This is a genomic window from Roseateles asaccharophilus, assembly GCF_031458115.1.
Taxonomy (GTDB): Bacteria; Pseudomonadota; Gammaproteobacteria; order Burkholderiales; family Burkholderiaceae_C; genus Pelomonas; species Pelomonas asaccharophilus_A.
Genome location: NZ_JAVDXV010000001.1, coordinates 834,010 through 847,577 on the forward strand (window position 1 = coordinate 834,010; position 13,568 = coordinate 847,577).

Annotated in this window: 16 protein-coding genes; 7 read left to right on the forward strand and 9 right to left on the reverse strand. The window is 69.5% G+C overall.

Features of this window, described 5'->3' with window-relative positions; translation table 11 throughout:
• Positions 1-68: 68 nt before the first annotated feature.
• Both J2X21_RS03755 and nadA read right to left on the reverse strand, forming a co-directional pair.
• Positions 69-359, reverse strand: a complete 291-nt coding sequence (locus J2X21_RS03755) for a late competence development ComFB family protein (protein ID WP_310325031.1) — start codon at positions 357-359, stop codon at positions 69-71.
• A 46-nt stretch (positions 360-405) separates the two neighbouring features.
• Entirely contained in the window at positions 406-1,506 is a 1,101-nt protein-coding gene (nadA, locus tag J2X21_RS03760) for a quinolinate synthase NadA (protein ID WP_310325032.1), read from the reverse strand.
• Between the two features lie 119 nt (positions 1,507-1,625).
• Between nadA and J2X21_RS03765 the strand changes: the two genes are divergently transcribed.
• Entirely contained in the window at positions 1,626-2,372 is a 747-nt protein-coding gene (locus tag J2X21_RS03765) for a substrate-binding periplasmic protein (RefSeq protein ID WP_310325034.1), read from the forward strand.
• Between the two features lie 3 nt (positions 2,373-2,375).
• On the opposite strand, the gene J2X21_RS03770 is transcribed toward J2X21_RS03765, so the two are convergent.
• The 6 genes from J2X21_RS03770 to J2X21_RS03795 form a co-directional block, all read right to left on the reverse strand.
• Positions 2,376-3,320, reverse strand: a complete 945-nt coding sequence (locus J2X21_RS03770; protein WP_310325036.1) for a DNAJC11 domain-containing protein — start codon at positions 3,318-3,320, stop codon at positions 2,376-2,378.
• A 38-nt stretch (positions 3,321-3,358) separates the two neighbouring features.
• Positions 3,359-3,880: an RNA polymerase sigma factor gene (locus J2X21_RS03775; protein ID WP_310325041.1), complete on the reverse strand. Its 522-nt coding sequence runs from the start codon at positions 3,878-3,880 to the stop codon at positions 3,359-3,361.
• Positions 3,881-3,882: 2 nt separating this feature from the next.
• Positions 3,883-4,083, reverse strand: a complete 201-nt coding sequence (locus tag J2X21_RS03780) for a YgaP family membrane protein (protein ID WP_310325043.1) — start codon at positions 4,081-4,083, stop codon at positions 3,883-3,885.
• Positions 4,084-4,207: 124 nt separating this feature from the next.
• Complete coding sequence (locus tag J2X21_RS03785) at positions 4,208-5,530, reverse strand: tetratricopeptide repeat protein (RefSeq protein WP_310325046.1); 1,323 nt, start codon at positions 5,528-5,530, stop codon at positions 4,208-4,210.
• Between the two features lie 131 nt (positions 5,531-5,661).
• Entirely contained in the window at positions 5,662-6,657 is a 996-nt protein-coding gene (locus tag J2X21_RS03790; protein WP_310325048.1) for a PEP-CTERM sorting domain-containing protein, read from the reverse strand.
• Positions 6,658-6,860: 203 nt separating this feature from the next.
• Positions 6,861-7,706 carry an AraC family transcriptional regulator gene (locus tag J2X21_RS03795; protein WP_310325050.1) on the reverse strand — a complete coding sequence of 282 codons (846 nt, stop codon included), beginning with the start codon at positions 7,704-7,706 and terminating at the stop codon, positions 6,861-6,863.
• Positions 7,707-7,775: 69 nt separating this feature from the next.
• Here J2X21_RS03795 and J2X21_RS03800 point away from each other — a divergent pair, with 69 nt between their 5' ends.
• A complete protein-coding gene (locus J2X21_RS03800; RefSeq protein ID WP_310325053.1) occupies positions 7,776-9,029 on the forward strand; it encodes an MFS transporter in 1,254 nt (417 codons plus the stop codon).
• Here the strand turns inward: J2X21_RS03800 and J2X21_RS03805 are convergent, their stop codons facing one another.
• Entirely contained in the window at positions 9,030-9,839 is an 810-nt protein-coding gene (locus J2X21_RS03805; protein ID WP_310325055.1) for a crotonase/enoyl-CoA hydratase family protein, read from the reverse strand. It lies immediately after the preceding gene.
• A 92-nt stretch (positions 9,840-9,931) separates the two neighbouring features.
• On the opposite strand from J2X21_RS03805, the gene ureE reads away from it, so the two are divergent.
• The 5 genes from ureE to J2X21_RS03830 all read left to right on the forward strand — a co-directional run bounded on the left by ureE (position 9,932) and on the right by J2X21_RS03830 (position 13,567).
• Positions 9,932-10,609, forward strand: a complete 678-nt coding sequence (ureE, locus tag J2X21_RS03810) for an urease accessory protein UreE (protein WP_310325058.1) — start codon at positions 9,932-9,934, stop codon at positions 10,607-10,609.
• A 162-nt stretch (positions 10,610-10,771) separates the two neighbouring features.
• Positions 10,772-11,365: an outer membrane beta-barrel protein gene (locus J2X21_RS03815; protein WP_310325062.1), complete on the forward strand. Its 594-nt coding sequence runs from the start codon at positions 10,772-10,774 to the stop codon at positions 11,363-11,365.
• A 45-nt stretch (positions 11,366-11,410) separates the two neighbouring features.
• The gene (locus J2X21_RS03820) at positions 11,411-12,094 is read left to right on the forward strand and encodes an urease accessory protein UreF (RefSeq protein ID WP_310325064.1); all 684 of its coding nucleotides are present in this window, start codon (positions 11,411-11,413) and stop codon (positions 12,092-12,094) included.
• Positions 12,091-12,738 carry an urease accessory protein UreG gene (ureG, locus tag J2X21_RS03825; RefSeq protein ID WP_310325066.1) on the forward strand — a complete coding sequence of 216 codons (648 nt, stop codon included), beginning with the start codon at positions 12,091-12,093 and terminating at the stop codon, positions 12,736-12,738. The genes J2X21_RS03820 and ureG overlap by 4 nt, the downstream gene beginning before the upstream one ends.
• Positions 12,731-13,567, forward strand: coding sequence for an urease accessory protein UreD (locus tag J2X21_RS03830; protein ID WP_310325068.1), 837 nt, complete (start codon positions 12,731-12,733; stop codon positions 13,565-13,567). The genes ureG and J2X21_RS03830 overlap by 8 nt, the downstream gene beginning before the upstream one ends.
• Position 13,568 lies beyond the last annotated feature (1 nt).

Consider the following 13,568-nt stretch of genomic DNA (forward strand, 5'->3'; position numbering starts at 1 on the left):
CCAAGCGGAGATGCGGACGCAAAAAAAGCCCGCGTGATGCGGGCTTCCTGAGGCTGGGCGGCAGCGGCCTATTTGCGCGTACGCAGCGCCGTGCGCGCCTGCACGAAGTTGAACGCATAGCTGACCGCCTCGATGATGGCGTTGTCGATCTCCAGGCGCTCGTGCTCGGTCAGGTAGAAGCTGAAGTCCACCTCGTGGCGGATGTAGCGCGGCGGCAGGCGGTTCAGCGCCACGCAGGCCACGTCGCACAGCAGGTCGTTGCTGTCGGCGATGTCCGGGAAGTCCTTGGACGCGTCCATCACCGCGCCGAAGACTTCGCGCTCGTGGTGGTTGTAGAGGGAGCTGAAATCGGCGGGCATGGCGGGCCTCGTGATGGCTGTCGACGATTCCCGATTTATAGCGCCATCAGGCGGCGCCGATACCCGGTGTCATGCCTGAAGCGGCCTTCTTGCGCGCGGCCGTGAAATCCAGCATGCGGTTGATGCAGAGCTGTGCCTTCACGCGGGTGGGTTCGTCCACATGGATCTGCGGCTCGCCGCTCTCCAGGCATTCCACCAGATTGGCCAGGCCGTTCATCGCCATCCAGGGGCAGTGCGCGCAGCTCTTGCAGGTGGCGCTGTTGCCAGCGGTGGGCGCCTCGATCAGCGTCTTGCCCGGCGCCAGCTGGCGCATGCGGTGCAGGATGCCGTTGTCGGTCGCAACGATGTATTCCTGCGCGGTGCCGTCCACAACCGCCTTGATCAGCGCCGACGTGGAGCCCACCACATGCGCCATGTCGACCACACTCTTGGGCGACTCGGGGTGCACGAGGATCTGCGCGTTCGGGTGCTGCTCGCGCAGCAGCTCCAGCTCCAGCCCCTTGAACTCGTCGTGCACGATGCAGGCGCCGTTCCACATCAGCATGTCGGCGCCGGTCTGCTCCTGGATGTAGCGGCCCAGATGGCGGTCGGGCGCCCACAGGATCTTCTGGCCCTTGGCGTGCAGGTCGGACACGATCTCCAGCGCGCAGGAGCTGGTCACCATCCAGTCGGCGCGCGCCTTCACGGCGGCGCTGGTGTTGGCGTAGACGACGACCTGGCGATCCGGGTGCGCGTCGCAGAAGGCGGCGAAGTCGTCGGCCGGGCAGCCCAGGTCCAGCGAGCAGGTGGCGTCCAGGTCGGGCATCAGCACGCGCTTCTCGGGGCTGAGGATCTTGGCCGTCTCGCCCATGAAGCGCACGCCGGCGACGACCAGCGTCTGCGCGGCGTGGTCGCGGCCGAAGCGGGCCATCTCCAGCGAGTCGGACACGATGCCGCCGGTCTCCAGCGCCAGGTCCTGCAGCACGCCGTCGACGTAGTAGTGCGCCACCAGCACGGCGTTGTGTTTCTTCAACAAGGCCTTGGCGCGTTCGGCCAGCGCGGTGCGCTGCACCGGCGTCAGCGGCGCGGGCTGCTTGGCCCAGGCGTGGGCGGTGGAGCAGGTGCCGGAAGCGTCCTGCTTGGTGTAGTCGAACAGCTGGGTGTCCATGAGGAAATCAGTCTCGTGATTGATGCAGCCTCGCCCGGGCTCCCTAAACTGGCCGGATGGCGAGAGGAGCCGATTGTCCGCCCGACAGGGCCCAGGCTGGTGGCGGTGCGGCAATACCCGTGCGGCGGTGGCTGGCCGCGTTGCTGCTGGCCTGCAGTGGGGTGGGCGCGGCCAGGGCCGATGAGCCGCCGGCGCTGCGCTTCATCGTGGGCCAGGACTGGGCCTGGCCCTATCTGGAACTGCGCGACGGCCGGCCCGTGGGCGGCCTGGCCTTCGACCTGATGGAGCGCGTGGCCCGCGCGGCCGATGCGCGGGCGGCGTATCTGGTGCTGCCGCCCAAGCGCACGCAGCCGGCGCTGCATGCGGGTGAAGCCGACCTGATGTGCATGATGAGCCCCAAATGGGTGGCCGAGCGCATGGCGCCCGAGCGCGTCGGCCCGCCGCTGGTGGTGCTGGAGGACGTGCTGGCCGTGCTGCCCGGCAAGGCGGCCGCCAGCCCGCTGGACCTGCGCGCGCAGCGCGGCCTGCGCGTGGGCACCGTGCTGGGCTACCACTATCACGAGCTGGGTCCGCTGTTCGACGCGGGCCAATTGCTGCGCGACGACGCGTCCACGCAGCAAGCCGTGCTCGACAAGCTGGCCCGCGGCCGCACGCAGGCCGCGGTGGTGGACCGGCTGGTGCTGGCCCAGTACAACCGCGGCCGGCCGGCGGCCGAAGCCTTGCGGGCGTCGCAAGTGGTCAGCCAGACGGTGACGCACTGCCTGCTGGGCGGCCGCACCCAGTTGCCGGCAGCCCGGTTGCACCAGGCGTTGCGCGTGGTGGCAGAGCGGGCCGAACTGGCCCGCCTGCTGCAGCGCTATCGGTAAGGCTCAGGGCAGGCGCATCGTGTCGCGCTCGCTGACCCGCACGGTGTTGATGGGCTCGGCGGCGAAGCGATAGGTCACGCTGAGGATCTTGCGCGCGCCCGGTGCCGGGTCGAAGCCGAACAGCTCATTGCGCACCTGGATGTCCAGCTTGTCGCCGCGCACCTGGCCGCGCACGATGTGGGTCACATCCACCCAGCGGCCGTCGCCGCCGTAGCTGGCGCTCTCGATGACCAGGCCACCCTGGCCCGGGCGGGCCGGGCCCCAGGCGCCTTGCGGGCGTTCGTCGCGGCCCCAGTCGCCACGGCCCCAGCCGACGAACTGGTTGCCGTCGATGACGGCGTACTCGCGGTACTCGAAGCTGCGCTGCTGGCCGCCACGGTCGCGTGCGGTGATGCGCAGCCGCTTGGTCTGGCCCGGGTCGGGGTCGATGCCGCCGAAGGCGTCGTTGTCCAGGCGGAAGCGCTGGTCGCGCCGCGCCAGGTCGCGCAGGCGGTCGGTCACGTCCACCTCACGCCGGCCGGTGCCGTAGGTGGCGTAGAGGATGGTGAACTCGCCATCGTCGCGGCGGTCGCCGCCCTGCCAGTTGCCCTGGCCGCCGCCGCCGCCCCAGTTGCCGCCGCGCCAGCCGATGAACTGGTGCCCGTCCACCCAGTCGCGCTCGCGGTACTCGAACTGCCGCTCATGGCCCTGCCGGTCGCGCGCGAAGATGCGCAGTGACTTCTGCCGGCCCGGCTCGGGGTCCACGCCGAACACGTCGTTGGTGAGGCGAAAGCGCCGGTCCTGGCGGGCCAGGTCGCGCAGCTTGTGGGTCACGTCGACGTTGTTGCGGTCGGTGCCATAGCTGGCGCGCAGGATCGTGAACTCGCCGTCGTCGTCGGCGCGGGCCGGCAGCGTCAGGCCGGCCAGCAGGCCGGCCAGCAGGGCGAGGTTGAGCGGGCGTCGTTGCATGGCGAATCTCCTCATTGTTGGTCGTTCATCGTAGATCGCTAGGGCGGCAGCAGGTACTCCCGCGCCAGCGTCCGCGCCCGGTGCAGTCGGCTCTTCACGTTGGCCCGCGTCAACTGCGTGCGGACCGCGATCTCCTCGATGGTCATCTCCTCCAGATCGCGCAGCAGCATGACCTCGCGGTAGTGAGCCGGCAGCGACTCCAGCGCGTGTGCCAGCTCAACGCGCAACTGCGCCTCGTCGCGGACGACCAGCCACTGCTCCAGCCGCTCTTCGTCGTAAGGGTCGTAACGCAAGGTCACACGCGCCATGCGTCGGCATTCGCGCTGCACCAGCCGCAGCGCCCAGCCCGAGAAGGCCGCCAGCACCCGCAGCGACGTCAGCTTGCGCGACACGATGAGCAGCGCCTCCTGCACGTCGTCATCGACGTCGCTGAGCAGGCAGTGCCGCTGCGCGTAGCGGCGGATGTCGGGCTGCGTGATCTTCAGCAATTGCTGCAGCGCGCCCGTGTCGCCGCCGTGGGCGGCGGCGAGCAGGGGTTGGTGCTCGGCGGCCAGGGCCATGCTCAGTCCTTCAATCGGCGGCCGACCATTGCGCAGGCCGGGCAAAAGCCCACCAGCCCGGACACAACCAGCCCGGCCGCGCCGGCGGCCAGCAGCCAGCCGGCGGGGCCGCCCACCAGCACGACGGCCGCGCCCGCCGTGGCCACGCCCAGCACAACGCGCAGCACGCGCTCGGTGTTCGGAACATTCTTCGCATAGATCATGTGTGACTCCTGATGTTCGAGGACAACCCTCGGCCACCAAGAGGCGGTGACGCCGCGTTCGGATTCGCGGCGTGCGAAAAATAGTTGGTCGTGCTGGCGCCGCTGCCTGGCTCTCAGGGATGCGTCAGGACAGCGACTCGAGCAGGCGCCTCGCCTCGGGCGCACCGGGGAAGTCGGTGCTGATGTCCATCGCGTTGCGCAGCCACTTGCGGGCTTCTTCCTTGGCGCCCGAATCGGCCAGTGCCCTGCCCAGCTGGGCCATGGCCAGCGGGTTGCGCGGCGCCTGGGCCTGGGCCTGGCGCCAGGTCTGAACGGCGTCCTGCGGGCGGCCCTGGGCGCGCTGCACCGAGGCCAGTGTGTCGACGAAGTCCATCGCCTGCGGCGCCAGCTTCACTGCGGCGCGCGCGCGCTCCTCGGCCTTGGGCAGGTCCTTGCCGCGCCCGACCGCGATCGCGGCGAGGTTGTTCAGCGCCAGCGCTTGCTGGCTGTCCACAGCCAGCACCTTCAGGTAGGCAGCCTCGGCCTTGTCGAGCTGGCCGCGGCGGTGCTCCAGCATTGCCGCGCGCAGCAGCGGTGGCGTGGCCTTGGGCGCCAGCTGGGCGGCCTCGGCATAGGTCTGCAGCGCGGCATCGGGCTTGTTCTGCAGTTCCTGGATGTCGCCCTTGGTCACGAGAGCTTCGACCATCTTGGGCTGGCGGCGCAGCACCTTGTCGATCTCGGCCATGGCGGGAGCGGCACGCTGGCGGCCCAGCTCCAGCCGTGCCAGCGCCAGCGGCGCCAGCACTCCGCTGGGGGCCAGCTCGGCCGCCTTGCGGTAGGCGTTCGCGGCGGAGTCCAGCTGGTCCTGGGCCTGCAGTGTCTGGCCCAGCGCGTAATGGGCGCCGGCGTGTTTGGCGTCGAGTTCGATGACCTGCCGGTACAGCGCCGTCGCATCGGCCAGCGAGCGGCGGGTGGCCAGCAGATCGGCCAGGTCCATCTTGGGTCGGATCAGCTTGGGGTCTGCCTCGATGGCCTGGCGCCAGGCGGCTTCGGCCTCGGCGGTCTTGCCGCTGACCGCCAGCAGCCGGCCCTGCGTGGCCAGCGCGCGGGCATTGCCCGGTGCGGCCTTCAGCGCCGCGTCGACCTGCGCGGCGGCGACGCTGGTCTTGCGCTGCGCGAACGCCACCTCCGCCAACCCGAGCATGGCATCGACATGCTTGGCGTCAAGATTCAGTGTCTCGCGGAACGCGCGTTCGGCCGCGGCGAGATCGCCTTTGGCCATCGCATCCACGCCATGGGCATAGGCCCGCTCGGCGGGCGTTGCGGTCGATGACAGGCGGGCCACTTCGCCGGTTCGGGTCACCGGGGCAGAGCCAACCGGCAAGGCCAGTAGCGCGGCGCTGCCCACGAGCGCGGACGCGGCCATGTGCCGCATGAGGACGGAAGCAGGATGGAAACGTTGGGTCATCGCCGGAACTCTGGAAAGCGGGCTTGCATCATCCCAGCCGGCATGGCCGGCTGGGCAGTAAAAAAGCCCGCAGCGAGCATGGGCTCCCTGCGGGCTTGGCGTCAGGCCGGCGCTGGGCCGGCGTTTGCCGATCAGGCCTGACGGCGACGGGCGCGGCCCAGACCCAGCAGGGCCAGACCGACCAGGGCCAGCGAGCCCGGTTCCGGCACGGTGATCACGGGCGTGCCGCCGACACCGGAGAAGCCGAAGATGAAGGTGGCCGGTGCACCAGACGTTTCGCCGCCGCGGGATTGGCCCAGCGAGAACAGTTCGATGCCAGCGGCACCGATGGCGGCCAGTGCGGCGGTTTCGCTACCTGCAGCACCGTAGAAGATGTCGAAGGTGTAGCTGTCGCCCGCGGCGATGGTGCCGAAGTTGAAGCGGAAGTAGGCGCCGTGGTCGGAAGGACCTGCGTCGGTCACATCCACATCAACACCGCCGTAGCCGCAACCCGTCGCGTCGCAGCTGGTGCTCAGCGGGTTGGACGTGGCAAAACCGTCGAGGTGCGACTTCTCGAGCAGCGTCGTCGAGGCGGTGCCACGAATGGTGACGTATTCGCTGAACTCGGTCAGCGGCACGTCCCAGTCCATGGCGCGCACGTACTTGACGTTGGTGACGTCAGCGCCCGTGGTGTTGGCGATGGTGACGCGGGCACGGAACAGGGCGCCCGGGGCAGCGGCAGCTTCAGCGTACTCGTGCGTGATGGTGATGCCGCTCATCGCGCTCAGGCTGGTCACCGAGGTGGCGGTGTTGGCCGTCGATGCGAACGAGCCCAGCGTCAGGCCGGCGGTGCCGGCGGCCTCATTGGCATAGCCCGAGGTGGTGCCGTTGACGGCCACACCCCAGCCTTCGCAGAAGCAGCCCGGCGACGTCGCGTCGCGGAACTCGCCGGTGGGGAAGCGGTAGGCGATGCCCGTACGCGACGAGTTGACGGCCACGCTACCGGTGGCGGTATTCAGATGACCCAGGTCATTGACTCCCAGCGCCAGCGTGCCCGCGGTGTTGGTGATGGTCGCAGCGGCCATCGCGTTGCCGGCAAAGCCGAGCGCGACGGCGGCCAGCGCGATCAGTTGGGAACGTATTTTCATGATTGCTCCTTCGTTGACATGCTCTCGGGCGACGCCCTTGCAAGGTCTACTAAGCAATCATTGGGCCAGGTTAAAAACTTGTTATCCATCAACGATTTAGGCATCCTTTCTGCAATCTGTCAGAAATGACTGTCAGACGGATCGACACCCTAATATTTGGGGGTGTTGGGCAAGGGTTTGACCTTGCTTCACCCGTTGATTGGTTAGGCTTCCGCGAAGAATCGGCTCGGCGGCATGCCCACTGTTCGCGTGACCATCGCGGTGAACGCGCTGGCGCTGGCGTAGCCCAGTTCGGCGGCGATGTGGCTCATGGGCTTGCGTCTTGCGGCCATGGCGAGTGCATGAGCCAGCATCACTTGTGATCGCCACTGGGCGAAGCTGGTCCCCAGTTCTTCGCGGAACAGGCGCGACACGGTGCGGGCGCTGGCGCCGATCTCGGTGGCCCAGGCGTCCAGGCTCAGGTGGCGGGCCGGCTCGTCCAGCATGGCCTCGCACAGCCGGCGCAGCCGGGGGTCGCGCGGCAGGTCCACGCCCAGCCGCAGCGGCTGGGCGCGGCGCAATTCGTCGACGATGAGATCGCGCAGCAGGGTTTCCCGGGCCGCGTCCGGCGGGGTGTCGATGGGTGAAATGGGATGGGCATCCAGTTGCATGACCAGTTCACGCAGCAGCGGCGACACCTCCAGCACGCGGCAGCGATGCCAGGCGTCGTCGGCGGGCGTTTCCAGCAGCCCCGGCAGCAGGTACAGCGTGCGCAGATCCGCCCGTTCGACCACCGTGACCGCATGCGTGACGCCGGCAGGGATCCAGACCGCGCGCGACGGCGGCACGAGGTAGGTGCTGTGGGCGTCGGCGGCATCCGCACTGACGCGCACCGCGCCGCTGACGGAAAACACCAGTTGGCCCCAGTCGTGGTGGTGCGGCTGGATGTCCATCGCCGCCGCCATCTCGCGCGCCTTGGCGCGCAGCGGGCGCTCCCGCGTCGGGGCGTAGCGCAGCGGGTCGGCCGGTGGCAGGACCTGGCGCGGCCGGCGGGGGGCGGGCGTGTTCATGGCTGGAATTCGATAGAACTTGACGAACCATCGTAACCAGGCCGGGGGCGCCTTTTCTAGAGTGAGGTCATGCACACCCTTGCTTCCGACCTCGACGCCGCCCAACTCCGGCGGCGCGACATCACGACGATCTCGACCATCGGCGTCGCCCACGGCAGCTCGCACTTCTTCCACATGCTGCTGCCGCCGCTGTTCCCGGCGTTCATCCAGGCGTTCGGGCTCAGCTACTCGGAACTGGGCCTGCTGGTTACCACCTTCTTCGTCATCTCCGGCGCGGGGCAGGCGCTGTCGGGCTTCATCGTGGACCGCATCGGCGCGCGGCCGGTGCTGTTCGCGGCGATGGGCTGCTTTTTCCTCGCGTCGGTGGCGGCCGGCCTCGCGCAAGGCTTCAGCGGTTTGATGCTGGCCGCCGCGTTGGCGGGCGTGGGCAATGCCCCTTTCCACCCGGCCGACTTCACGATCCTGAACAAGCGTGTGTCGCAGCCGCGCCTGGGCCATGCGTTCTCGGTGCATGGCATCAGCGGCAACCTGGGGTGGGCGCTGGCGCCGGTGTTCTCCATCGGCATCGCCGAGGCGACCGGCAACTGGCGCTTGGCCTACCTGGGCACGGCGCTGGTGGCGCTGGCGGTGATGGGGCTGCTGTTCTGGCAACGCTCGGCCATCGACGACCGCCAGGGCTCCTGGGGTCATGCCAAGGCGGCAGCCGGCACGCCGGCCGAGCATCCCATGGCCTTCCTGAAGCTGCCGTCGGTGTGGCTGTGCTTCTCGTTCTTCTTCTGGAGCACGGCGGCGCTGTCGGCGATCCAGAGCTTTGCCAGCCCCGCGCTGCATCAGATGTACGGGCTGCCGTTGTCGGTGACGGCCTATGTCGTGACCGGCTACATGCTAGCCGGCGCGGCGGGCATGGTGTGCGGCGGCTTCCTGGTGGCCAAGGCCGAGCGGCTGGAGCGCACCATCGCCTGGGCGCTGGCGCTGGCCGCGGCGCTGTTGCTGCTGACGGCAACGGGTTGGCTGCCGGGCCTGCTGGCTGCGGCGGTCGCGGCGCTGGCCGGCTTCGGTACCGGGCTGGCCGGGCCGTCGCGCGACATGCTGATCAAGCGCGCCTCGCCGCCGGGTGCCACGGGGCGGGTGTATGGCACCGTGTACTCGGGCCTGGACATCGGCTTCGCGGTGGCCGCCCCGGTGTTCGGCGCGATCCTGGACGAGGGCATGCCGCGCGGCGTGTTCGCCGGCTCCGCGCTGGCGCTGCTGATGGGCATCGCGTCGGCCGGCCTGGTGGGGCTGGGCATGGCGCGCCGCCGCGCCGTGCCGGCCGCGGCCTGATCAGTTGCGGAACGTGGGCGTGGTCTTGCCGGCCATCATGGCCTTGCTGAGGTCCTCGCTCATCAGCATGGCCGCGTTCCAGGTCGCGATGTAGTTCAGTCCGTCGGCCACCGAATGGTCGCGGGCGTAGTTCAGCTGCTCCTTGGTGCCGCGTATGGATAGCGGCGACTTGGCCACGATGGCGGCCGCGATCTCGCGCACACCGGCCTGCAGCGCCTCGCGGCTGTCGAACACGCGGTTGACCAGACTCAGTTCGCGCGCCTCGGCGGCTTCCACGCGCCGGCCGGTGTAGGCCAGTTCGCGCACCAGGCCTTGCGAGCCGACCAGCTTGGGCAGGCGCTGCAGCGTGCCCACGTCGGCCACCATGCCGATGTCGATCTCCTTGATGGAGAAGTAGGCGTCGGCGCTGCAGTAGCGCATGTCGGCACAGCAGACGAGATCGATGCCGCCGCCCACGCAGGCGCCGTGGATGGCCGCCAGCACGGGCTTGCGGCAGCGCTCCAGGCTGGTCAGCGTGTCCTGCATATCCAGGATGACGCGGCGCAGGCTTTCGCGCATGCGGCCATCGCAGGGATCCTGGATCTGCGGCGCGATGCCCATCATCATCTGCAGGTCGATGCCGGCCGTGAAGTGCTTGCCTTCGCCTTCCAGCACGGCCACCCGGGCCTCGGGCTGCGCGTCTATCCAGTCGAACGCGCGGCGGATGTCCTGCCACATCACCGCGTTCATCGCGTTGGCCTTGTCGGGCCGGTTCAGGCGGACGGTGGCGATGTGGTCCTGGATGGCGATGGTGACGGTTTCGAGTTGCATGGCGCGGTCCGCTGCGGTGGGGGAGGGGTGATGATGCCCGGCAAACAACCCCGGGCGCTGTCGCCCTCGGGCCAGCGTCGATACTTGAGCCCATGATCCACGCCACCAAACGCATTGCCGGCGGTGCCGGCCTCGCCGCCGTGCTCGTCAAGCGCGCGCCCACCCTGGAACTGGACTGGGACACCCGCAGCAAGAGCCGCTTCTCCGCCACCGACTCCACCGGCCGCGAGATCGGCGTCGTGCTGCCGCGCGGCACCACGCTGCGTGGCGACGACGTGCTGGTGGCCGAGGACGGTACGCTGCTGCGCGTCATCGCCGCCGCCCAGCCGGTCCTGCAGGTGCGCCACTGCACAGAGCACGGCAGCCCCTTCGACCTGCTGCGCGCCGCCTACCACCTGGGCAATCGCCATGTGCCGTTGGAGTTGCAGCCCAGCCTGCTGCAGTTCGAGCCGGATGCAGTGCTGGCCGACATGCTGCGTCGCCAGCACCTCATCGTCACCGAGGCGAACGCCGCGTTCGAGCCCGAAGGCGGCGCATACGGCGAGGGCGCGGGCCACGGCCACCATCATCATGGCCATGACCACGGTCACGACCATGCGCATGCCCCGGCGCCCGCGCGCAAGCCGCTGGCCATTCCCGTCAAGGCGCATGACGCCGGCCATGTCCACGGCCCGGATTGCAACCATGACCATGACCATGGACATGCGCACGCCCACGGCGAGCCCGGCCATGTGCACGGCCCCGGCTGTGGCCACGATCACAAGCATTGATGTCCCTGCGCCGTCGCTGAGGCGGCCGGGAATCCTCACGTCAGCCCTGGGCAGGTTTCTTGCTGATGGCACGTTGCGGTGCCGTTAGCATGCGGCCCGTTTCGCTCGGAGCGCCTCATGAGGGTGACCCGCGAAGCGCGACATGCCAACCAGGGAGTGCTCTTGAAAACCATCCGTATCGTTCTCGCCGGCCTCGCACTGGGCCTGCCCGCCGCCGGCTTCGCGCAGGCCGACCTCGCCGCTGCCACCTACATCGGCGTGGAAATCGGCAATGGCAAGGTGAGCCTGAGCTGCCCGGCCAACACGAGATGTAGCCCCGTGGACACCAGCCTCGTCGTGCGGGCCGGGCACCGGTTCAACCCGGCCTGGGCATTCGAGGTGACCTATGCCCACATCGATGCAGACTTTGGGCTGCTGACCTACAACCGCTCCGCCGAGTTCGTCGGCTTCGGCGTTGGTGCCGTCTACACGCTGCCCTTGTCCTCCAGCGTCGGTGCGCAGTTCCGCTTCGGGGGGGCCTCCAATGAGCTGAAGCTGCAGCCCGCCGTGGGGTTGGGGCAGACCAGTCCCGGCACCATCACGACCCGGTCTGTGAAGCCTTATGTGGGCCTGGGTCTGTCCTGGCAGTTCGCGCGCCACTGGAGCGCCAGCGTCAATGCCGACCTGACCCGTGCGGATCTGCGTGATTCGCCCACCAGTGCGAAGCAGGCCGTCACGGTGCGCATGCTGGGCGCGGGCATCGCCTTCAACTTCTGATCGGGTTCCGGCGGGAGAGCTGTGCGGCGCGGTGAGAATCGCCGCATGCCGCCCGACGCCTCATCCTCACTGCTGCACCTGCTCTGGCTGGCCAGCCCCGCGCTGCCGGTCGGCGGCTTCAGCTACTCCGAGGGGCTTGAGGCAGCGGTGGACGCCGGCATCGTTCACGACGAGACCAGCGCCGGCGACTGGCTGCTGAACCAGCTCGAGCTGGTGCAGGCCCGCGCGGAACTGCCGGTCGCGGCGGCGGCGCATGCGGCCACGCTGGCGTTGGACGCCGAACGGCTGGCGCAACTCAACGCCTGGGTGCTGAAGACCCGCGAAACCAGCGAGAGCCTGCAACAGATCCAGCAGATGGGCCGCAGCCTGCTCGTGTGGATGCAAGGCCTGGTGCCCGACGCGCCGGTGCTGCCATTGCTGCAGACGTTGAAGCCCGCGCCCGCCTGGCCCGTGGTGATGGGCGCGGCCGCGGCGTCGCGCGGCGCGGCGCTGGAGCCCGCGCTGCAGGCCATCGCTTTCGGCTGGGCCGAGAACCTGATGCAGGCCGCAGTGCGCTGCGTGCCGCTGGGCCAGACCTCTGGCCAGCGCCTGTTGGCACGTCTCGTGCAAGCCATCCCGCAAGCCGTGGCGACCGCTGTGGCCGTGCACGAACCCATGGCGTTCTCGCCGCTGCTGGGCGTGCTGGGCGCCCGCCACGAAACCCAATATTCACGACTGTTCCGCTCATGAACGCACCGCTGCACGCCATCCCGAATCGAACCAAGAAACTGCCGCCGCTGCGCGTGGGCGTCGGCGGCCCCGTGGGCTCCGGCAAGACCACCCTCGTCGAGATGCTGTGCAAGACCATGCGCGACCACTGGGACCTGGTGGTCGTCACCAACGACATCTACACCAAGGAAGACCAGCGCCTGCTGACGGTGGCCGGCGCTCTGGAGCCCGAGCGCATCATGGGTGTGGAGACCGGCGGCTGCCCGCACACGGCCATCCGCGAGGACTGCTCCATCAACCTCGAAGCCGTGGACCGCATGCTGGAGAAGTTTCCCGACGCCGACATCGTCTTCGTCGAGAGCGGCGGCGACAACCTGGCGGCGACGTTCAGCCCCGAGCTGAGCGACCTGACCATCTACGTCATCGACGTCGCCGCGGGCGAGAAGATCCCGCGCAAGGGCGGGCCCGGCATCACGAAGAGCGACCTGTTCGTCATCAACAAGACCGACCTCGCGCCGCATGTGGGCGCCGACTTGACAGTCATGCGCAGCGACACCGCGCGCATGCGGCCCGTGAAGCCCTGGGTCATGACCAATCTGAAGACCCGCGAAGGCCTGGCCGACGTCGTTTCCTTCATCGAGAAGAAGGGTCTGCTCGTTGGCTGATGCTGTTCGCTGGCCCGCGCGGCTGGCGTTGGACGCGAGACGCGAGGGCACGGCCACGCGCGTCCACGCGCGCCACGACGGCCCGCTGCGGCTGCTGAAGACGCTCTACCCCGAGAGTGACGCCGTCGCGCACGCGGTGCTGGTGCACCCACCCGGCGGCCTGGTGGGCGGCGACCGGTTGGACATCGCCATCGACGTGCAGCCCGGCGCCCACCTGCTGGTGACGACGCCAGCGGCCACGCGCTTCTACCGCTCCGTCGCCGGCGAGGCCGCGCAGGTGGTACAGGCGCGGGTGGGCGAGGGCGCCCGGCTGGAGTGGGTGCCCCAGGAGACGCTGGCCTACCCGGCCTGTGTGGCGCGCAACGAGGTGAAGCTCAGCCTCGCGCCGGGCGCCAGCCTGTTCGCGACCGAGGTGCTGGGCCTGGGCCTGCCCGCGGCGGCGCAGCCCTTCGACCTGGGCCGCGTGTTGCAGCACCTCGAGATCGAAGGCCAGTGGCTGGATCGCGGCTGGCTGGATGCCGCCGACAAGGCCTTGCTGGACGGTCCCTGCGGCCTGGCCGGCCGCCGCGTGCTGGGCACGCTGGTCTATGCGCAGACGACCCCGCTGGCCGACGCCGAAACCTTGCTGGCCGACGGGCGCGAGTTGCTGGCCGATCAGCCGTTGAGCGGCGCCACGCACCTGGCCGGCTCGCGCGGATCCGTGCTGCTGGTGCGCGTCGTGGGTGACGAGGTCGAGGCGGTCACCGTGGCGCTGCGCCGCGTGCGGGCGCTGTGGCGCGAGCGGCTGTGGGCCCTGCCCGCCAGCGATCCGCGCATCTGGGCGACCTGAG